This is a genomic window from Neptunomonas japonica JAMM 1380 (assembly GCF_016592555.1).
GTDB classification, from domain to species: domain Bacteria; phylum Pseudomonadota; class Gammaproteobacteria; order Pseudomonadales; family Balneatricaceae; genus Neptunomonas; species Neptunomonas japonica_A.
On sequence record NZ_AP014546.1, the window covers coordinates 1183792 to 1201825 of the forward strand.

Consider the following 18034-nt stretch of genomic DNA (forward strand, 5'->3'; position numbering starts at 1 on the left):
AATGATAAAGCTTGATGATTTACGTGTGTCATTGGTACAAACCGAACTGATATGGCAGGCTCCTGAAAAAAACCGTCATATGTTGGCAGAGAAACTCGCTTCGTTAAAAGGAAAAACTGACCTCGTCATTTTACCTGAGATGTTTACAACCTGCTTTATGATGAACCCTGAAGAGCACTCGGAACCTATGCTTGGGGATACACTCGCGTGGATGAAGTCTCAGGCTGCATTGTTGGACGCTGCCATATGCGGTTCAGTCGCGATACAAGAGAGTGATACTTACATTAATAGAATGTTACTCGTCTCTCCTACAGGAGAGATGCAGTTTTACGATAAAACTCATCTTTTCAGAATGGGTAATGAGCACCAACATTATCGGGCGGGTGCTGAGCGAATTATCTTTGAGTATGCGGGATGGCGCATATTACCGACCATCTGTTATGACCTGCGTTTTCCAGTGTTTATGCGCTGCCAGAATGATTATGACCTAGCAATTTGTGTTGCCAATTGGCCTGCGCCACGACGCAATCCGTGGCGTACACTGCTTCAAGCACGCGCTATTGAGAATCAATGCTATATGCTAGGTGTTAATCGTGTGGGTGAAGACGGCGTTGGGCTGCATTACAGTGGTGATTCATTAGCAGTAAACTTTAAAGGCGAACTGATATTGGATAAGCCGCAAGGGGAAAGCTTTATTAAAACAGTTGTATTGCATCTTAATGAAGTGAAGCAATTTCGCGAAGTGTTTCCTGCGTGGCAGGATGCTGATGAGTTCTCGATGAGTTGATAAAAAGCACAAGTCTTATGACTTATGCTTATCGCGAAGGCTTGCGCAGTAGTCTTTTTCTACCTGCTTTGGCGTAAACCAGATGTAATCAGCCTCACTTAGTGAGGCGTAATCTTCTGGCTGAAGTTGGTTTTTTCTGACTTCTGCTAGTAATACCGTTTTTGTGGTTTGCTTTGTTACTTGGCGAAGGTGTAACGGTACACCTATGTTTTTTTGTGTATGAAAGCTTCCTGCGATAAGAATGCTAGGTTCTTTGCCTATTAACATTGCGTTGGCCATGCTGGCATCACGTGTTAGTTGAATAGTCATCATTGGTGCTAACTGTGCTTTTGGCATGAGTTGGCAGTGGCTTTCGAATACCTGATTTAAGATCTGTTTTTTAGCGACTTCAGGGATGTTTTTAAGAGTCTTAAAGGGAGTTTCGTTGAATAAAGTATCATTATTTTTTTGCTGATAAATTTGCTTTATTGTGGCTCGATTTATATTACCTGCACTAATGTTAGCGCCTTTTAACAGGCTGTTATGTATTAATGGAGCGTAATCTTTCCAAGGCCAGCCTTTGTCATTCCATGAAAGCTTTCTATGTATCTGATCTTTGCTATCAGTTGATGATAGTAATGCAATGTTGCTTTGCTGCTCATCGGTGAGCATTTCAAATACAACCCGCGTGTGAGGTTTGTTGAGCAGTGATTCGAGCAGTTGTAATTCGAGTCTGTGGTGGTCTTCATTATCATGTTTTTCGCCGACTAGAACATAGTGAGACTTTTGTAAGTCGGTTATTAGCGTCTTTTCTGTGATATATGCTTGATCATCTAAGCTATAGATTTTTCCTACAAGGGGGTGGTTTTGTAGAAGAGGAGCTGACCACTCAGCGTTAGCTTGGCTGAACAGGGATGTTAAAAATAAGAAAAGTACTACGCATTGAAAAAGGTACGAGTTGGTAGTTTTTTTAAGCATATTAAGCTCGTTTTACGGCTTTATTAGACGTATCAAAAAAGGCCCCGCAGGGCCTTTAGTATCTAATAATGGGTTACTTTCAGGCCTGATAGACCTCTTCGTCGTCGATATCATCATCGTTGACGGATTCTTCACCAATTAAAGTAGTATGTTTAGGTGTACCTTTTTTGTGCACCTGTTTGTCGTGTAGTTTTGCTAGCTGGCGGTCAATTTTTTGAGCGAGTGCATCCAATGCAACAAAAAGATTATCATCCGATGCTTTAGCATTAATTTCTCTGCCTGCGGCATGGAGAGTTGCTTCAACTTCTTCTAGGCGGTCTGTTTTATCTAGAGTGACCTGAGCACTTGAAATAACATCGTAACGTTCTTGGCTGTGTTCTAACCAAGATTCAATTTTTTCGCGAATAGCGGGTGAAACTTTATCATGGCGGTTAGTGATGTTGATGATCATATAATTTCCTTACTACGTAAATTGCAACAACCAAAGGCTGCGTATAAATCAACATTGAAAACGTAACTTACCGGGGTCCTTTTTCTTAAATATTTATGAACTTTGTGAATTCACTATAGCTCTGATTTTACAAAAAAGGAAAGAGATTTTTCAGCTTTATTCTTCTACCCATACTTCACGTACCGGTTCGCCAAAATCATCGTAGATTATTTTCTTTCTTGGGCGCTTAGAATGAACTAGAGTTGGTTTTTCAACTTTAGAACGTCGCCTAGAATCGATTGCATTGAGTGCTTCAGGCACCGGCGTACGCTCTTGCTTTGGATGTCCAAAAACAAAGCTGTTGCGGTGGTAGGCGCCATCTTCTAAGCCGCTGGCTCCACTATCGACTTCTTTAACTTTACCGCCATTCTTTAAGAATGCTTGAACCTGATCTTCAAGCTCTTGGCGGGTTTGTGCTTTGGTTGGGCGTTTATTCATGGAGCACATTATGCCTGATCGTGTTGCGTGATGTAATGCATCGGATAGATAAGCGTGTAAGAGTACACAGGTGTGTCTTACATCGCTAGCCGGTATACTCGGCGTATATTGTATTAATAGAGTTGGAAGATGAATTATACCCCTATAAATGAGTACCGTTATCTATGGTTTTATCAACATAAGGATATGCCGGTTCCTGAAGATGACCTTGTCCAGATCAAGCCGTTAAGCAGCGCAAGAGCAAGCGAAATTTGGGCGCTGAACATCAGCACAGATAGCTTGGATGCCAGTGCATTAGCAAAAGATGATTGGGCAAGCAAAGCAGATACTTGGTTAGAGAAAGGCTTTTGGCAAGGCGCATGGGACAGTGATGCTGAAGCGTTACCTGAGGTGCTGGCAGAATTTATTCAATGGGAAGGAAACAGCATTGTATATTTTTGTTATGCAGGTGAGCATATCGTTGAAACGACATGGGACGTTTTTAGAAGACATTGGAAAAACTTTTTATTTTTAGATGATGGGCCGCTATTGATAGGCAAAAAGCGCAAAGAGGCTGTGCAGTTTCAGCAAAATGGTTCTTTTGCTGTGGGTAAGCGCCCTTAACCAAGATACGTTGCAACGCCGCTAAATCGTTATGTGAATTTTTACGCTTTAGCGGCGCTGCTTATTTATTTTAAGCCTTGGCGTCATCTACCCAATGCAATGCTTGCAGAAACTGGCGTTCTTCAAAGTGTTGAGTTTCGCCCTTAATTAAATGATTACCTAGTTTTGTCGCCCACTCTATCCAGTCGGGGCCTCCAACAAGGGCTACACGTAAAAAATCTTCGGTATGTGAGAGGCCTAGTTTCGCATCCTCCCATATTGCGCCTGCTTCCATGCCGGTAAAGGATGGGTCAAGGTAAATCACGACACGTAATGGTCCATAAGTGGGTAGTTTTTCTTCAATTAGTGGGACCAGCACATCTTTATAGTCGTCAGCCGTCAATGAATCTGATGCTTGAACAACGATTAGGTCTCCAGCCGTGTCGGGCAAAATGGATAGCATAGGTAGTCTCTACATTGTTGTGATCTATTTTACGTTGTATTTTGCGCCAAAAATCTATCAAGAAACAGCTAAAAAAGTAAATCACTGTGGTTTTTCTCATAATTTATCGAGGCGTTACTTTTAGTAAAATAGTGTGGTTATTGGTTACGTCTAACCCCGTTTTATCGTGTGTGTGAGCGCACTTTGAGCAAAAAAATAAATCTGTATTATAGTTAGATAAGATCGCCTATGAGGCAATTACAGAAAGTCTCTGGATAAAGTAGTTAAGCAAGAAAGAAGCAGGTTTCGCTTCTTCACTCGGATTAATGACCAAGGATGGTTTTATGAATTCCCCTTTTATTAGGCATGTTGCAAAGCTGCGCTGTGCTCCCCATGTTTTATCGTCAATAACCTGTTTTGCGTTAAGTACTTATGCCTTTCAAGTGAACGCCACTGACGCAAATATTTTGCCACCATTGCAGTTGGCAAAAAGCCTTGATCATGCAAGCTTACAGGTTGATTTGAATGGCTATTGGTATGCAGAAAAGTTAGATGGGATTCGTGGTTATTGGGATGGAGAGCACCTCGTAACCCGCCAAGGTAACCATATCCATGCTCCCGAATGGTTTATACGATCTTTGCCTAATATAGCAATGGAGGGGGAGCTATGGATTGGCAGACAACGATTTGACAAGGTTTCTAGTATCGCAAGACAGCATAAAGCAACGGATTCGGATTGGCGCTCTGTTAGTTTTTTTCTATTTGATTTACCGCACTACCCAGGGACTTTTGAGCAGCGTAGAACGGTACTGGAAAAATGGGTTACTACTATTAATGAACCGCATATTAAAGCCGTTACTGTCTCTACTTTTAAGTCACAAGCTGCACTTGAAGAGCAGCTGTTGAGTTGGACTAAACAAGGGGCTGAGGGGATCATGCTTTATCGGGGCGCAGGGTTGTACCAAGCTAAGCGTACGGATGATCTCCTGAAGCTGAAAAGTTATGAAGATGCCGAGGCTCGCGTAATTGAAATACTACCAGGTAAAGGAAAGTATCAAGGGATGTTAGGGGCTTTACTGGTGGAGGACAGTAATGGAGTCAGGTTTAGAGTAGGCAGTGGCTTTAGTGATGCAGAACGAAAAGCACCTCCAGAGGTTGGCAGTATAATCACCTATCGTTTTAATGGAAAAACCCGTTACGGTAAGCCTAGGTTTGCCCGCTTTGAGCGTATTCGTAATGACTTTTAACGTGTAGGTAATAAAATCTCATAAGCTTCACGAATAGCAATAAAGTTATTGGGATCACCCCCTTTATCGGGATGGTGTTTGGCAGCCAATAAGCGAAACTGTTGCTTGATAGTTTCAGGGGAGGAGGCGGTATCAGTTAGCTCTAAGGTGTTGAAAGCCGTTACACGTTGTTCCGGGTTTAAAAAACGTTCCCAGAAGCTATTTAATAACTGCTTAACCGAGGATTCATCGGCACTATTGTAGTGAGCCCAATCCAAATAATAAGATCGGAGGGCTTCATTCCTGTTTTGTTCGGGTAGTGTTTCATTGATGTTGTTCACTGTGCTGTCTTCTAATCGAGTTTGGGCCGTACTTTTTATCTGGTTCGTTTCAACACAGCCTGTTTCAAGGTGAATGTGTAGCGCTGAAATTTCAAGATATAAAGCCTCTTCTTCCCAAAGTGAAATCTGCAGCTGGTAAAGTGCATTCATCGTTAAAAAATGCTTCTGAAACAGTGCAACATCGGTGTTTTTATCAAGGGTGTCAAATAAACCAGCAGATTCAATGGCTTGTATTAATGTGTATTCGTTAAACCCCTGTGGGTGCTTTCTGAGCGTAGCTAATATAATAGCTGTAATAGGGCTTTTCATATTTTTCCGTTTAACCGTGCTCTCAATATTTATTTAGGCATTTAGCAAGATGTGGTCCGCCGGTCTTTTATTGTTGTATTAAAGCATTCCGTGCGGTTACGTCCATTTTCCTTTGCGTAATAAAGTGCTTGATCAGCTGCTTCAAATAACTGGTGATGCGAGGCAAAGTTATTTTCTTCAAGTGTAGCCACACCAACACTCACTGTTAGATTGTGTTGCTGAGCGTTGTCGCTTTCGATTTTAGATCGAATGCGTTCGCCAATGGTATGTGCTTGTTCCGATGAGGTGTTGGGTAGTATTACCGCGAATTCTTCACCGCCGTAGCGGCTCGGAATGGTATTTTTACGCGCGGTACTTTGCAGTTTTTTACCAACAAATTTTAGAGCCTCATCGCCTTGCGAATGGCCATATTTATCGTTGTAGTGTTTGAAATTGTCAACGTCGATAATCAATAACGACAACAGGCCTTGCTTATGACCTTTCACGTTATCAAACTCTTTGGAGAAACGTTCGTCAAAAGATCTTCGGTTGGGCAGGTTAGTTAAGGAGTCTATATAACTGCCTTTTTTATACTCATTAACTTTACTGCTCATGGCTAATGATAGTAGAACCATCTCTATTAAAGAGCCGATTTGTTGTCCATTTTGTGTCCATGTATTGTGTGGCAGTATCCCAAAAGATTTGAGCATATAAGCAAAAATGCCAATTAATAGCGTGCTCCATGCTACGAGATAATACCGGGCTGGTTTTGAGCCTCTGGAAAAAGCTATGAATCCCATAGCCATTAGCTGGACCGTGCACAAAATGGTAATGATCGACATGGGAATAATGATCAATCTATAGGACACAAAAGGAGAGATGAACAGAGGAATTGTACTTACGATGATTAACCCAGATGTAATATGGTTTGATACGGGAGAAATATCTTTAATGGACAGTATCGAACGGGAAAATTGTAACGACCAAATTAAAGAGAGCGATAGCAAAATAATTAAACTTTGGTTCGCCAACCAAGGACTCGCAGGCCAGAAATACTGAAAAGCTAAACCATTCATCACAGCAAAGAATAACCCATAGCTAGCGAGATAGAGCAGGTAATAGATGAATGTTCGATCTTTTATAGCGATAAACAGTAGCAGGTTGTAAAAAACCAGAATGATAAAACCGCCATAATAGATGCCTGTGATCAGATGGTTGCTACTGACCGTGTCAAATAGGCTGGTCTCAGATTGTAAGTCAAGACCGATATTAATGGGACCGCTGGACTCAAAGCGCATGAAAATGGTCGTTTCAGTATTAGGGAGCAATTCAATAGGGAATAGAAATTCCATAAAGTTGATAGGACGAGTGGAGAACTCTCTACGGTCTCCAGTTGAATAGCTTATCCAGGTATTATTGTGCTGCTGGCTATGAAAATCTACGTAGTCGATTAAGGGGTAGTTTTGTCGAATCGTCACTCTTTGTATTTTTTCATGATGATTAACTATTCGTAGTTTTACCCACCATGCTGATTCACTAAACCCAAAGTTTGCGGCTTTATTCAGAGGCTTAAACTGCTGTCCAGCTTTTGGGTTTGAAAAATCTTTATATGTTAGTTTCTTCGTGGCGTCTTCATATATATTGATAAACGGTGTCAAATCTATGGCCGAATCCATTGTAGTAACGGTTAATACTTTTTCGGTCTCATCGGCCTGTGCTGAGCTGACAAATGAATTAATCATGAGTAACACAATGGCTAGCTTAAAAGTGCTAAGGAAACTCTTAATCATATTGATCCTTTGACTACTCAAAAATAAGGATTGTTAAAGAATTAGGTGCTTTTCAATATTAGATTTTTTGAAACTTCAAACGCTAGTTTTCACAAATCATTATAGAACAGTTTCAACCCCTTGCTTTGTGCATGGGGGAACTGTTCAAGCATTGGTCCGTTTTACAGTAAGCTTTTTACTTTATCGTCATTTAACATCTGCCAGCCTAAGTAGTAGCCTAGTTCACGATATGCTTCAAACTGCTGTTCTGTAAAAAACTGGTCGACAGTAGATTGGTGAGGAAAAGTAGGATGAAGCCTTTTATAACTGAGAACATCAGGACTAAGCCCATGGATCAGGGTCGGTTTGATGTAAATTAAGTGGCCAATTTTTCTTTCTGGATCGCTGTCTCCTTTGGGGTATTCAATTCTTGCAATAGCAAAGCCGCGTTTAGCAAAGTGGTAATGTTGCTTGTTTGTTTCGCTTTGTTCTGTATCAGAATTTGGAGTAACCGCCTCAAAAGGATAGTCATCAAGAAAAATGGTATTAATACCAAAATCAACACGTGCTTTTTCTATGGCATTAGCGAGGTCACTAAACTGGTATTGTGCATCTGCGCCAGCATCGGTTACGACAATAATATCTAGCCGCCGTCTAAATAGCTCATAAATCGCAAGGTTTTCAAAATGTCCGCCGTCAGATAGCTCTACCGCGCGATCATCTTCATGTAACCCGCTGTTCAGTGATACCCCACCTTTTATGCCGGGGTATATATAGTTTGGTGGAAGCCAGCTCTTATCTGTTTTTGGATTGTCTGCCCAAAAACCTAGTCGTAAATTGAGCAGTGACATTAATGTAGAAACAAACTGGTTAGTGGTTATGCCTTTACCGGCTACACCCGCATTGGGGTTTGCGGCGGCACCTGAAATGGCCATTGCTGTCGGCAGAGTGACGCCACTGCGAAAAGTGTTATACATGTAGGCTTTGGTTTGGCGCCAGCCGGTAGCATCACTGCCACAGTAAAGAGGTGATATGGTAAAACTGTCGCCTTTTCTTCCGCGATACTTTGCATTATGGGAATCTGTTAATACGATATTACAGTTGATTAAATGATAGGGACGCTGGTTTGGCGCCTGACACATATTATGAACTTTGCCGGTGTTTGCCTTGAGTGCTAGTCCCCAGCGTCCAGTCTTTACGCTCTCAGGATCAGGCATGAACGTTTCCATTAAGCGGTTACGATACATGTAGTTCAAACCAAAAAAGTTGACATTACAGACTAAGCCGAACAGTAGTGAGCCTGCTGCAATGGAGTAAACCCAGTCTTCACAATGAAGATTAACGTAGAGGGCTGAAACATAGGCGCCGTAGAGCATGCCAAATAATAAGAGTATTGCGCCAATAACAATTTGAAATGAAGAGGTTCCTTGAGCCGTTGAGTTCATTTGTTTGCGTCGGTAAAACAGGATCAATATTGCGCCAAATAGCATGGCGAGCGAGGCGGTACTTGCCCCGGCAATATTAGAAGCGGTATCTGAGTCCTCTTCCACGGCCATTACCAGTTTTGCGATGATTGATACATTGTCGTGTATGTACGGCATTGAGCCGATGACGAGTAACATAATCATTATATTAATTAAGCGACCTAACCATTTTTGTATAAAAACGGAAAATTGATACCGTGTGCCTTTAAAAAATGAATAAAGAGAATAGAACGTTGATGTCGCAATCCACAGAGCGATAAGTGCACCTAGTGCATATAGGCAGCCAGTAAAAAGCTTTTGCTCCGGTACGGCATACAGAGCAATACTCATGACGCTTGTTGCTAGGGAGAAATAGATAGCTAATGAAACCAGCATTGTTCGTAAAATGGTGGCGATAAGGGACTGGGAGCTTAAGCCATGTCCTGGGATTAAATAATTACCGTGTTGTCTAATGAAGTCGAGAATAGCGTTTTTGCTATTCTGTTTACCTCCCTCTCGTTTTCTGCCAAAAGGGAAGTTATCAGGTCGGGTTCCATAGTGTTCGCCACTATCGTTTTTCTGGCTGAGAAACCAGGTAAGCGAAGCGCCTAGGTACCCACCACCAGAGACAGTAGACAGGTAGTCCATTTTTTCTAGTTGTTTATCAGAGACCAGTGACTGTAAAACACCCATAGCAAATGAGGCTGAACGAATTCCTCCACCCGAAAATGCTAACCCCATGCGTTTTTGCTCTGGCTTTTTACCAATATGCGCCGATTCTTGATCGAGGATGTCACGAATGTTTTTAGTATATGGCGCCATATATTTATATCTCGTTCTCAGTAGTGAGAAAGTAGCCCCTGAAACGTCCTGTTTGAGGGCATGCATGTAAAGAGGGTTTACTTAAATCTTTCGTAGTGCTTTAAAGCTATCTAATCAATAGAGTCGAACTCAATAGAATAGCTCTCAGGAAATGGGCCTCCTTTGAAGTCCATTGCCGAGCTTGGTCGAACATTGGGTAGTTTTAATATTCGTTTAACAATTTCGGGGATCTGCACGCGGCTAAGTTGATCGCCAAGGCAGGTATGCATGCCATGCCCCATATGTAGGTAATGGTAGGCTGGCCTATCGATACAAAATTGTGAGGCCGCTGGAATTTGCCGCCCGTCTTTCATTGCGGAGCGAGTTGAGACAAATACTAATGAACCTGCTTTTATGGTGGCGCTTCGTAATGTACCGCGCGCAATTTTATAATCGCGAACACAGCGACGTACCACAAAAGGGTTGATGGGGTTAAAACGTAAAGCTTCCCAACAGTATTGATAGAGAAGGTGGTTGTCGTCGGTTTTGGCTGCTTTAATAGCTTGCTCTAATATCTTTGGACGTTTAAACAGCTGATCCAGAATTTGCACAACTGCTTGTGAAGTTGTTTCTACACCACCTACTAAAGTGCCCATGATATTGGCTACGATTCGCTCATCGTCAAAATGAATAGCTTCAGGGAAGTGTGATTTTAGTAAGCGTGACAATATGTCATCCATTTCTGGTTTTTTTTGTAATGCCTCACGTCGTTCTGGTATCAGTGTGTGCAGATAGGCTTTCATCTCATGACCTGCATCTATGTTGTTCTGATGTATTACTGAGTCATTATCTAAATTATGAAACATGTCTAGTTGGGTCGCTAGTGACCAACGGAACATGGATTTCATATCAGGGCCAGGAAAGCCAAAGTATTCTCCGGTTAACTTCAGTGGTACCCAGCGGGAAACGGTATTAACGATTTCAATTTTTTGGTTTTGTATTTGATGCTCGACTGCTTCATTCACTAAAGAGGCGACTTTTTCTCGGATAAAGGGCAGGTCTTCACGTTGCATGAGGGATTTCATAATCCCTTTATCGCGTTGATTGATGGTGGTGCAGTCGCGACCTAGCATAAAGGGGCCAACACAAGGATCAATCATTGGACCATAAGTTACATTGAATATGTCTGGAAGGTTTAACACCTCTTGAACGTCGTTAAATCGGGTAATAAAAACCGGACCATTGCCGGGCATTACTAGGTTTGGCCGTGTATTTCTTATCATCCCGAAAAGTAAATCAGGTTTGCTTTCGATCATATAGCCAAGAAACTTAGCGACTAATCCCTTTTGGGATGGGTTCTTTGCTTGTGTATCAGTCGTTGTCATTTTTACGGCCTGTATTTACTAAAGCAGATTAAAGGGTTTTGAGGTATTCGATTAACGCAAGGCGTTCTTCAAGCGTAAACTCAGGTCCAATGACCCCTTTTTCTTGCTGATTCCAGCCTTTACTGTTGTCCCAAGCACTGGAAAACTCGTGACCGCGATTGCTGTTGCCAGGTATCGCTGTATCGAGAATGAAAAAGCCTTCGTGGTTGTATTTTTCACCTTTGTGTTTTTGCACGTTTTTATCTTGCTTGATGCCAACTTTTTGTGGATCAAATGCAATATCACCTAGTTGAACCAGTTCAGGTCTTTCACTGGGTGGTGACAGTAAATCCATCAATGAAGGTATTGATCCATTATGTAAGAAGGGCGCAGTAGCCCAGATACCGTTTAAGGGTCTGGCTTTGTATCCGCCGCTGATTCTCAAACAGTTTGGACGTCCCTTGGTGTAATAGGCCTGATCTTGCTCTGCAATGTAGTTTTCTTCAAACCAGGCATCATTAGCTTGTTGCACTATGCCACCCAGAGCGAGCCCAAAATTAATGCTTGATCCATCGCTGATAGGAATATTAACTAGCTGCTCTTTTTTATATTCACTTTGTTTCGAGCCCGAAGAGAAGGTTGGCAATGTAGGTGCTGGGGCGCAAATATCAGTATCAATACCCATCCCTTTTGTACTTGTTAAAGCTTTGTTGTCATCCTTACCAGCAGTATTAACGGTTCTATTTGCAATAACATTTCCTTGGGCGGGATCTGTTCCAATCTGCTTGTGAGGGATGAGCTTCAAGTTAAGTACTGAATCAGATGTTTGCTGCTCTACTCCATCAACAACGTATTTAATGGGTGCCATGTATTTGGGTTGCCAAATTTCTTCAGAGCTTATAGGTACTAGGTGGCAGCCTTGGCAAATCTGTTGATAAAGCTTAGCACCATGCTTTGCTTTTTCTTGATCAATTGCTGGGAAACTGTCAGGCCATTTAGGCGATAATAATCCAGTGAATTCGCGTTTAGGAAGAGGAGCATCACCACTGAGTGCTTGCTCTATCCACCACAGATTATTGATCGGGATAGCAGAAGAGAATTTTTTTTCCCCTTTGGGTGAGCTGGTATCTATATTGGCATTAACGCCCATTGCTTCACCGGTATTACGCACCAGAGGTTGCATTATAGAGCCGTCATATTGAACCCAATTAAACCACGAGGCGGTCCATATATGTGGGTAGGTAACGGGGGCATCAATGGCAACATAGTTTTCGTAGCGCTGTGGATCTAAAGCAAAAACCTGATTACCGATTCTGTTCAATGCATCTAAGCGTGTATAGCCTTCAACTATATCTACTGCATTAGGTGTGTTTGCTAATTGGCTTAGCACATCTTCTAGTTCTTGGCTGAGGCTCAAGACATTAGCGTCATTGTAGGCGTCATCTTTAAGAACGCTTTTGGCAAAGCGTTCAAAGCGGCCATTAAAAACAGGGAGTTTAGAAGAGATCAGTGTTTGGCCCAGTGCGGCCCCCAGTGCTTGAGTTAACTGTCCAAGGTCAGTTGCAGCAGGTCCGCCTTCAATAACATATTCCGTATCCTTATACGTAAGGTGGGCGGTATGACAGGCTGCACAGTTAAACCCTACCGCTGTTGTTGGGCTCTTTATACCAGGTAGTGTTTGGTAGGGAGTACTGGCAATGCCAATAGGCAGGCCGTGTGGGTTTAAATCGTTGGTTTGTCCTTCAATAAAGCCAAACCTTAATAGGTATTCGTTATCTGTGAATTTTCCCTGTGACGTAAAGGGAGAAAGAAATGCGTTGCTTGCAGGCTCCTCAAGAGCCAATAGCCAACTTAAAGGTATCGGCAGGGTTCGAGTACCCTGGCTTATATGGTGATATTTTTTTGATACGGCTTGATCCCAATTTTGGTCAAGCCACACACGACTTGACGCCTTAGGTGTTTGTGGCAAATGGGGGGGGGTTAACCCCTGAATGACTGAGCCAACTTTGGGGCCGTTGATAAAGCTAAGAAATAAAATGATGGCAATAAAAATAACAAACCAGATGATTCTTGAAACCAGCTGACGGCGTGTAGCCTGTTTGACGGTGCTCATGTATTACCCTTTCAATTTGTTATTTTTTTAATGTTATCGACAAGTTACGTTGAGTGCTTTGAGAAACTGGCTTAGGAGAGTATAGACTAAAACGATTGTTTTAAAGTCTGAATTAAGTTTTTGTTAAGCTTCGGTAAAGCGCGAAGAAGATGGTTTTGGGAAGCGGATAGGGCGGCTGATGTTGATATAGCGGTACGGAAGATTGTTGAAAATACGTATGCTTTATCCTGTTTTTTGTTTCATGAGTAATACTTGTTTGAAATGCAATGCTTGCTTCTATTGGATGAACATTAATGATGTGTACTCATACGAAGTTATATGTTTAACAGAACAAGGATCAGGGCTAATGCGGCTGGTGCTGCTTGAATAGCTATAATCCTGCGGCTAGCGGTTGCTCCGCCATATAAACCTGCAATAACAATACAGCTTAGAAAAAACACTTTTATATCGCTGCCATTGTTTCCAAGGGCAAGACCCCAAATAAGACCTGCTGCTAAAAAACCGTTGTATAACCCTTGGTTTGCAGCCAGTATTTTTGTGGCAGATGCTTGCTCTTTTGTTTGTTTGAATACGCGTAAACCAGTCGGCTTATCCCAAAGAAACATCTCGAGTACTAAAAAATAAACGTGAAGGAGAGCAACTATACCTATAACGATGTTAGCTACCATGATTACAAGCTATCCTTTTAGTTGTGTGGCTTAGAAGAAACAGTAAAAAAGAGACATTTTCTATACATTTACGCATTTATTTTGGTTGGATTAATAAAGCTCATTACTCAATATTTTATTACTCGCTTATAAAAATATTGATGTCCTTGAATTTATTCAGCTTCAAGAAAAGGTACTGCTGCTACATTACTGTAATCGTGAGGAAAGGTACAATGAATACATTTTCAGTTAACACTAACAATTAAGGATAAGTTTGTGAAAATACCCTTAAGCCCTAAGTTACGTATTGTGCTCATTATTATTTTGGGTGTGGTGTGGGTTGCTAATGAATACAAACCGGGTGGTCAGACAGGTCCTGTCGCAACCTCTGCTTCTCAATCTAGTACCTCTGTAGCGCGAGCATCAAAAGTAGATAGTGGCTCGCAGAGTGCAATCGCAAAGGCTTTTAGAGATAAGCAAAGTGATCTCATTGTCACAGAAAGCGGTAAAGTATTAAAAGTGCTGCCCGATGATACAAAAGGTTCGAGGCATCAACGTATATTGGTTAAAGTTAATTCGGGAAAAACGGTGCTCATTGCACATAATATTGACTTGGCACCACGGCTTAACACGTTAAGATCAGGAGACACTATTCGCTTTAAAGGTGAGTATGAATGGAATGAAAAGGGTGGTGTAGTGCATTGGACACATCATGACCCAGCTAAGCGACATGTGGGTGGGTGGATTGAATTCGATGGTCGACGTTACGAATAAAGAAAGCCCTTAGAGATTGGCTCTGTTTGTTTGAGCAAAATCGGATTAAACTGAGCCCCTGACTTTGTGGAGATTATCATGATTCAACTAGGAAGCTCAATTCCAGCAGTACCTGTAACGCTGGTGACAAAGGACGGTCAGGATACAGTAACGGCAGATACATTATTTGCCGGGAAAAAAGTTGTTTTGTTTGCTGTACCAGGAGCCTTTACGCCAACATGCTCTGCACATCACCTTCCAGGTTTTGTTGTATTAGCAGATGACATTAAAGCAAAAGGTGTAGATCTGATCGCTTGTATCTCAGTGAATGATGCATTTGTTATGCGTGCCTGGGGTGAACAGCAAAATGCTGAAGCGATCACTATGCTCGCTGATGGTGCTGGAGCTTTGACTAAGGCGCTAGGGCTAGAAATGGAAACCGGTGATTTTGGTGGGTTACGTTCACAGCGTTATGCCATGGTTATTGATAATGGTGTTGTGACGCAGTTAAATGTTGAGGCACCAAAGCAGTTTGAAGTAAGCAAGGCAGAAACTATTCTTGCTGCGCTGTAGTTAATAGCGGCGCTGTTTTTATAAACTGAGCTGACTATGCAAATTAAAAAGGCACCGTTAATAGGTGCCTTTTTTTTATGCGTGATTAATTAGTGGGCTGCCTATTGGCGAATACCTTCAACAGATAGGTTTAGGTAGACGGTTTCAGATGCTGGACCTAGGTTATAGTTGATACCAAAATCTTTAAGTTTGATTTCAGTTGAGCCTTCAAATCCTGCGCGAAATCCGCCCCAAGGGTCATCGCCTTGGCCAATCTTGCTAACCGCTAGCACTACCGGTTTAGTTACACCGTGTAGAGTTAGGTCACCTGCCAAAGATGCGGTACCGTCACCATTGTCGCTGTATTGTGTGCTTACAAATTTAGCTTTAGGAAACTCACTCACATCTAAGAAATCGCCGCTGCGAAGATGCTTATCACGCTCAGCATGGTTAGAGTCAATACTTGTTGTATCGATCTCTACAGATACGGTTGAATTATTAGGTTGAGCTTCGTCATAGCTGAATTGTCCTTCAAATTTATTGAAACGACCATTCAACCAGCTATAGCCTAAGTGCTGAATACGAAACTCGATAGTTGCGTGAGCGCCTTTAGTGTCAATAACATAATCAGCTGCATATAGCGGTGAAGAAGCGAGTACTAATCCACCGAGTGCAAGTGATGTTTTAAGCAATGTGTTCATGAATTCTCCTTGGTGCCCAACATTCTACTGAGTGTTGAGTCTTTATCGATTAGGTGATGTTTAAAGGCAGCAATGGCATGCAGTGCTACTAATGAAATAAATACAGTGGCAAGAATGAAATGGATCTCTCCAGCAACATCTTCTTGGTTTTCAACAAGCTCAGGTAAAGCCGGGACGCTAAACCAACCAAATACACTAATGGCACGGCCATCCGCTGTAGAAATGAGGTAACCAGAGAGCAAAACAACCACTAATAGCAGGTAGAGCCCTGCGTGGCCTAGCTTAGTTATCCGCTTAATTAAATCTGAGTGTGAAGCAATATGTGCAGGCTGAAGGTTAATAGCACGCCAGCTAAGACGAACAACCAGTGTAATGGCGAGTAAGATCCCGATGCTTTTATGCCAGTTAGGAACAGTCCTATATTCAGGGTCATAATAAGTTAAGGAGTCGATATAAAGGCCAAGTGGGTACATGCCAATAATAGCCAGCGCCATGACCCAATGAAGCCCGATAGTACCCCAGCCATAGTGTGTTGTCTTATTACGAAATTCTTTAATCAACGCCATGCGTCCCTCAATCATATGGGTGTTCTGCCTTAAGTGAGGTCAGACTCAGCAAATTATGTTTAGTTCTCAGTCGTGCTAAATCTATTCGCCATACAGAACGTTTTGATGGATACAGTGTAATAGCGCATAATGGATCCACCTAATGCATCATGGTGATTGTAAGTATGCGTAAAGTGAATTTAAGATCGGTGGATCTCAATCTTTTAGTGGTGTTAGAAGCATTACTTGAAGAGAAGCAGGTCACAAAAGCAGCAGAGAAATTGCATATGAGCCAACCCGCCGTGAGCAGGGCGCTGCAGCGGCTGCGAGATACTTTTGCAGACCCTCTGTTAGTTAGGAGTGTGGATGGATACGATTTATCTGTACGAGCGACTCAGATTGTCGGTGAGCTAAAAACAGTTCTGCAAAGTGTTAGCCAGATCATATCTGAGCCTGAATTTAGCCCCAAGACCTCAAAACAGATTGTGAAAATAGCAGGACCTGACCTTGAAACAGCACTGTATGTGCCGGACTTATTAGCAGTGATGAGCAAGCAAGCGCCAGAAATGCAGGTTGAGCTGGACTCTAGGCCTGCTGACTACTTTGAAATGCTTTCAAGAGGAGATATTCATTTTGCAATATCGGGTGTTCCTCCGCAAATAGCGGAAGATCAATTTCACCGTGCACTGTTGGATGTTACCGACATTGCATTGATTATGGGGCAGCACCACCCCTTAGCAAATAAGGCAATTACATTAGATGAGTACTTGTCTGCACGACATGCCTATATATCGATTACCGGAAAAGGGCCCGCCATGATGGACAGACGGCTACGCGAGATGGGAAAAAAGCGTAACACGGTCCTGCGCCTGAGTAGTTTTATGTCTGTTCCTGACTTTTGTGAGAAAACCGACTTAATATTTATGCTGCCTACCAACTTGATAAAGAAAATATCACTAGGTAGAGCCGTAGTTAGCCGAACGCTGCCTGAAGAGTTAATAGCAGAACCGTTTCCTTTTTATCTTTATTGGCATGCAAGAGACCATTACGATCCCATGCATCGCTGGATTAAAGAAGCTGTATTGCAGCAAGCTGGGCAACACTCTGTATAGAATTTTAGAAAAATGCGAGATTGTTTTGCAATACAAAAACAGACTGGTATACTGCGCGCCTGTTCTGCAAAGGAACAGGATGATAGACCTGCTATGGTAACTCTGCCGGTCCTCTCGCAATGATAAATCGTTAACCTGGTCAGGCCTGGAAGGGAGCAGCCACAGCGATGGATTCATGTGCCGGGATGTGGCTGGTGGAGTTATCACCAAATTCCCTACGTTTTTGCATTTCTTAAAGTTTTCAGTGTTTAACTCTGCTAGTCACAGAAGTAGACCACACAAGCCGCTCTTCTGCATATCTTGGATCTCTAAACACTCCGTATTTTGTATCTTTATCTGGGGCTCATCTCGTAGAACTATTTTATAAACAACCAAAGAGTTCTTCAGGCTAAAAGTCGACGTCAAACTATTCTTAGAAGTACTTTACTACTGGGAAGGTGCAGGCACTGTTTGTAAGTTGTCATGCCTATAACGAAAGCGCTAAAGGGGCCTCCCCAAAGCGGACAGTCGCCCTCAAAAAATATTTGATGATGTAGAGTCAGGGTATTGTTTGATCTTGAGCCTCTTTGTGTAGCTAAAGGCATCATTTTGAAGCGTCATACGGGGGTGCCATGAAAAGCATAAATATCACACTTGTAGTAATGAATTTGTGGCATCGAAACT

18 protein-coding genes and 1 other RNA gene are annotated in these 18034 nt (G+C 42.3%); 7 read left to right on the forward strand and 12 right to left on the reverse strand.

Annotated elements, in window-relative coordinates; all coding sequences use genetic code 11:
• Position 1 precedes the first annotated feature (1 nt).
• A complete protein-coding gene (locus NEJAP_RS05370) occupies positions 2-787 on the forward strand; it encodes an amidohydrolase (RefSeq protein ID WP_201349649.1) in 786 nt (261 codons plus the stop codon).
• A gap of 15 nt (positions 788-802) precedes the next feature.
• Here the strand turns inward: NEJAP_RS05370 and NEJAP_RS05375 are convergent, their stop codons facing one another.
• From NEJAP_RS05375 to NEJAP_RS05385, 3 genes are all read right to left on the reverse strand, one after another.
• The gene (locus NEJAP_RS05375; protein WP_201349650.1) at positions 803-1744 is read right to left on the reverse strand and encodes a ChaN family lipoprotein; all 942 of its coding nucleotides are present in this window, start codon (positions 1742-1744) and stop codon (positions 803-805) included.
• 79 nt (positions 1745-1823) lie between these two features.
• The gene (gene hpf, locus NEJAP_RS05380) at positions 1824-2195 is read right to left on the reverse strand and encodes a ribosome hibernation-promoting factor, HPF/YfiA family (protein WP_201349651.1); all 372 of its coding nucleotides are present in this window, start codon (positions 2193-2195) and stop codon (positions 1824-1826) included.
• 156 nt (positions 2196-2351) lie between these two features.
• Positions 2352-2672, reverse strand: a complete 321-nt coding sequence (locus NEJAP_RS05385) for a hypothetical protein (RefSeq protein WP_201349652.1) — start codon at positions 2670-2672, stop codon at positions 2352-2354.
• A gap of 129 nt (positions 2673-2801) precedes the next feature.
• On the opposite strand from NEJAP_RS05385, the gene NEJAP_RS05390 reads away from it, so the two are divergent.
• Positions 2802-3275, forward strand: coding sequence for a DUF2947 domain-containing protein (locus NEJAP_RS05390; RefSeq protein WP_201349653.1), 474 nt, complete (start codon positions 2802-2804; stop codon positions 3273-3275).
• A gap of 70 nt (positions 3276-3345) precedes the next feature.
• Here NEJAP_RS05390 and NEJAP_RS05395 read toward each other — a convergent pair whose 3' ends face one another.
• Positions 3346-3717: an STAS/SEC14 domain-containing protein gene (locus NEJAP_RS05395; protein ID WP_201349654.1), complete on the reverse strand. Its 372-nt coding sequence runs from the start codon at positions 3715-3717 to the stop codon at positions 3346-3348.
• 323 nt (positions 3718-4040) lie between these two features.
• Here NEJAP_RS05395 and NEJAP_RS05400 point away from each other — a divergent pair, with 323 nt between their 5' ends.
• Complete coding sequence (locus tag NEJAP_RS05400; protein WP_201349655.1) at positions 4041-4943, forward strand: DNA ligase; 903 nt, start codon at positions 4041-4043, stop codon at positions 4941-4943.
• Here NEJAP_RS05400 and NEJAP_RS05405 read toward each other — a convergent pair.
• From NEJAP_RS05405 to NEJAP_RS05430, 6 genes are all read right to left on the reverse strand, one after another.
• Entirely contained in the window at positions 4940-5572 is a 633-nt protein-coding gene (locus NEJAP_RS05405) for a DNA-J related domain-containing protein (RefSeq protein WP_201349656.1), read from the reverse strand. The genes NEJAP_RS05400 and NEJAP_RS05405 overlap by 4 nt on opposite strands.
• Positions 5573-5613: 41 nt before the next feature.
• Positions 5614-7293, reverse strand: coding sequence for a diguanylate cyclase (locus NEJAP_RS05410; RefSeq protein ID WP_201349657.1), 1680 nt, complete (start codon positions 7291-7293; stop codon positions 5614-5616).
• Between the two features lie 209 nt (positions 7294-7502).
• Positions 7503-9605: a hypothetical protein gene (locus NEJAP_RS05415; RefSeq protein ID WP_201349658.1), complete on the reverse strand. Its 2103-nt coding sequence runs from the start codon at positions 9603-9605 to the stop codon at positions 7503-7505.
• Between the two features lie 110 nt (positions 9606-9715).
• Positions 9716-10969, reverse strand: a complete 1254-nt coding sequence (locus NEJAP_RS05420) for a cytochrome P450 (RefSeq protein WP_201349659.1) — start codon at positions 10967-10969, stop codon at positions 9716-9718.
• A 28-nt stretch (positions 10970-10997) separates the two neighbouring features.
• On the reverse strand, positions 10998-13061 hold the full coding sequence (locus NEJAP_RS05425; protein WP_201349660.1) for a di-heme-cytochrome C peroxidase: 2064 nt from the start codon (positions 13059-13061) through the stop codon (positions 10998-11000).
• A gap of 314 nt (positions 13062-13375) precedes the next feature.
• Entirely contained in the window at positions 13376-13729 is a 354-nt protein-coding gene (locus tag NEJAP_RS05430) for a DUF1304 domain-containing protein (RefSeq protein ID WP_201349661.1), read from the reverse strand.
• Between the two features lie 255 nt (positions 13730-13984).
• Between NEJAP_RS05430 and NEJAP_RS05435 the strand changes: the two genes are divergently transcribed.
• Positions 13985-14482 (forward strand): DUF3465 domain-containing protein, encoded by a 498-nt coding sequence (locus NEJAP_RS05435; protein WP_236591072.1) that lies wholly within the window; start codon positions 13985-13987, stop codon positions 14480-14482.
• A gap of 78 nt (positions 14483-14560) precedes the next feature.
• The gene (locus tag NEJAP_RS05440) at positions 14561-15034 is read left to right on the forward strand and encodes a peroxiredoxin (protein WP_201349662.1); all 474 of its coding nucleotides are present in this window, start codon (positions 14561-14563) and stop codon (positions 15032-15034) included.
• Between the two features lie 101 nt (positions 15035-15135).
• Here NEJAP_RS05440 and NEJAP_RS05445 read toward each other — a convergent pair whose 3' ends face one another.
• Both NEJAP_RS05445 and NEJAP_RS05450 read right to left on the reverse strand, forming a co-directional pair.
• Positions 15136-15714, reverse strand: coding sequence for a YceI family protein (locus tag NEJAP_RS05445; RefSeq protein ID WP_201349663.1), 579 nt, complete (start codon positions 15712-15714; stop codon positions 15136-15138).
• Entirely contained in the window at positions 15711-16280 is a 570-nt protein-coding gene (locus NEJAP_RS05450; RefSeq protein ID WP_201350476.1) for a cytochrome b, read from the reverse strand. Before NEJAP_RS05450 ends, NEJAP_RS05445 begins: the two co-directional genes overlap by 4 nt.
• 164 nt (positions 16281-16444) lie before the next feature.
• Here NEJAP_RS05450 and NEJAP_RS05455 point away from each other — a divergent pair, with 164 nt between their 5' ends.
• Both NEJAP_RS05455 and ffs read left to right on the forward strand, forming a co-directional pair.
• Positions 16445-17371: a LysR family transcriptional regulator gene (locus NEJAP_RS05455; RefSeq protein WP_201349664.1), complete on the forward strand. Its 927-nt coding sequence runs from the start codon at positions 16445-16447 to the stop codon at positions 17369-17371.
• A gap of 103 nt (positions 17372-17474) precedes the next feature.
• Positions 17475-17571: signal recognition particle sRNA small type (gene ffs, locus NEJAP_RS05460), an RNA gene on the forward strand.
• Positions 17572-18034: the final 463 nt, after the last annotated feature.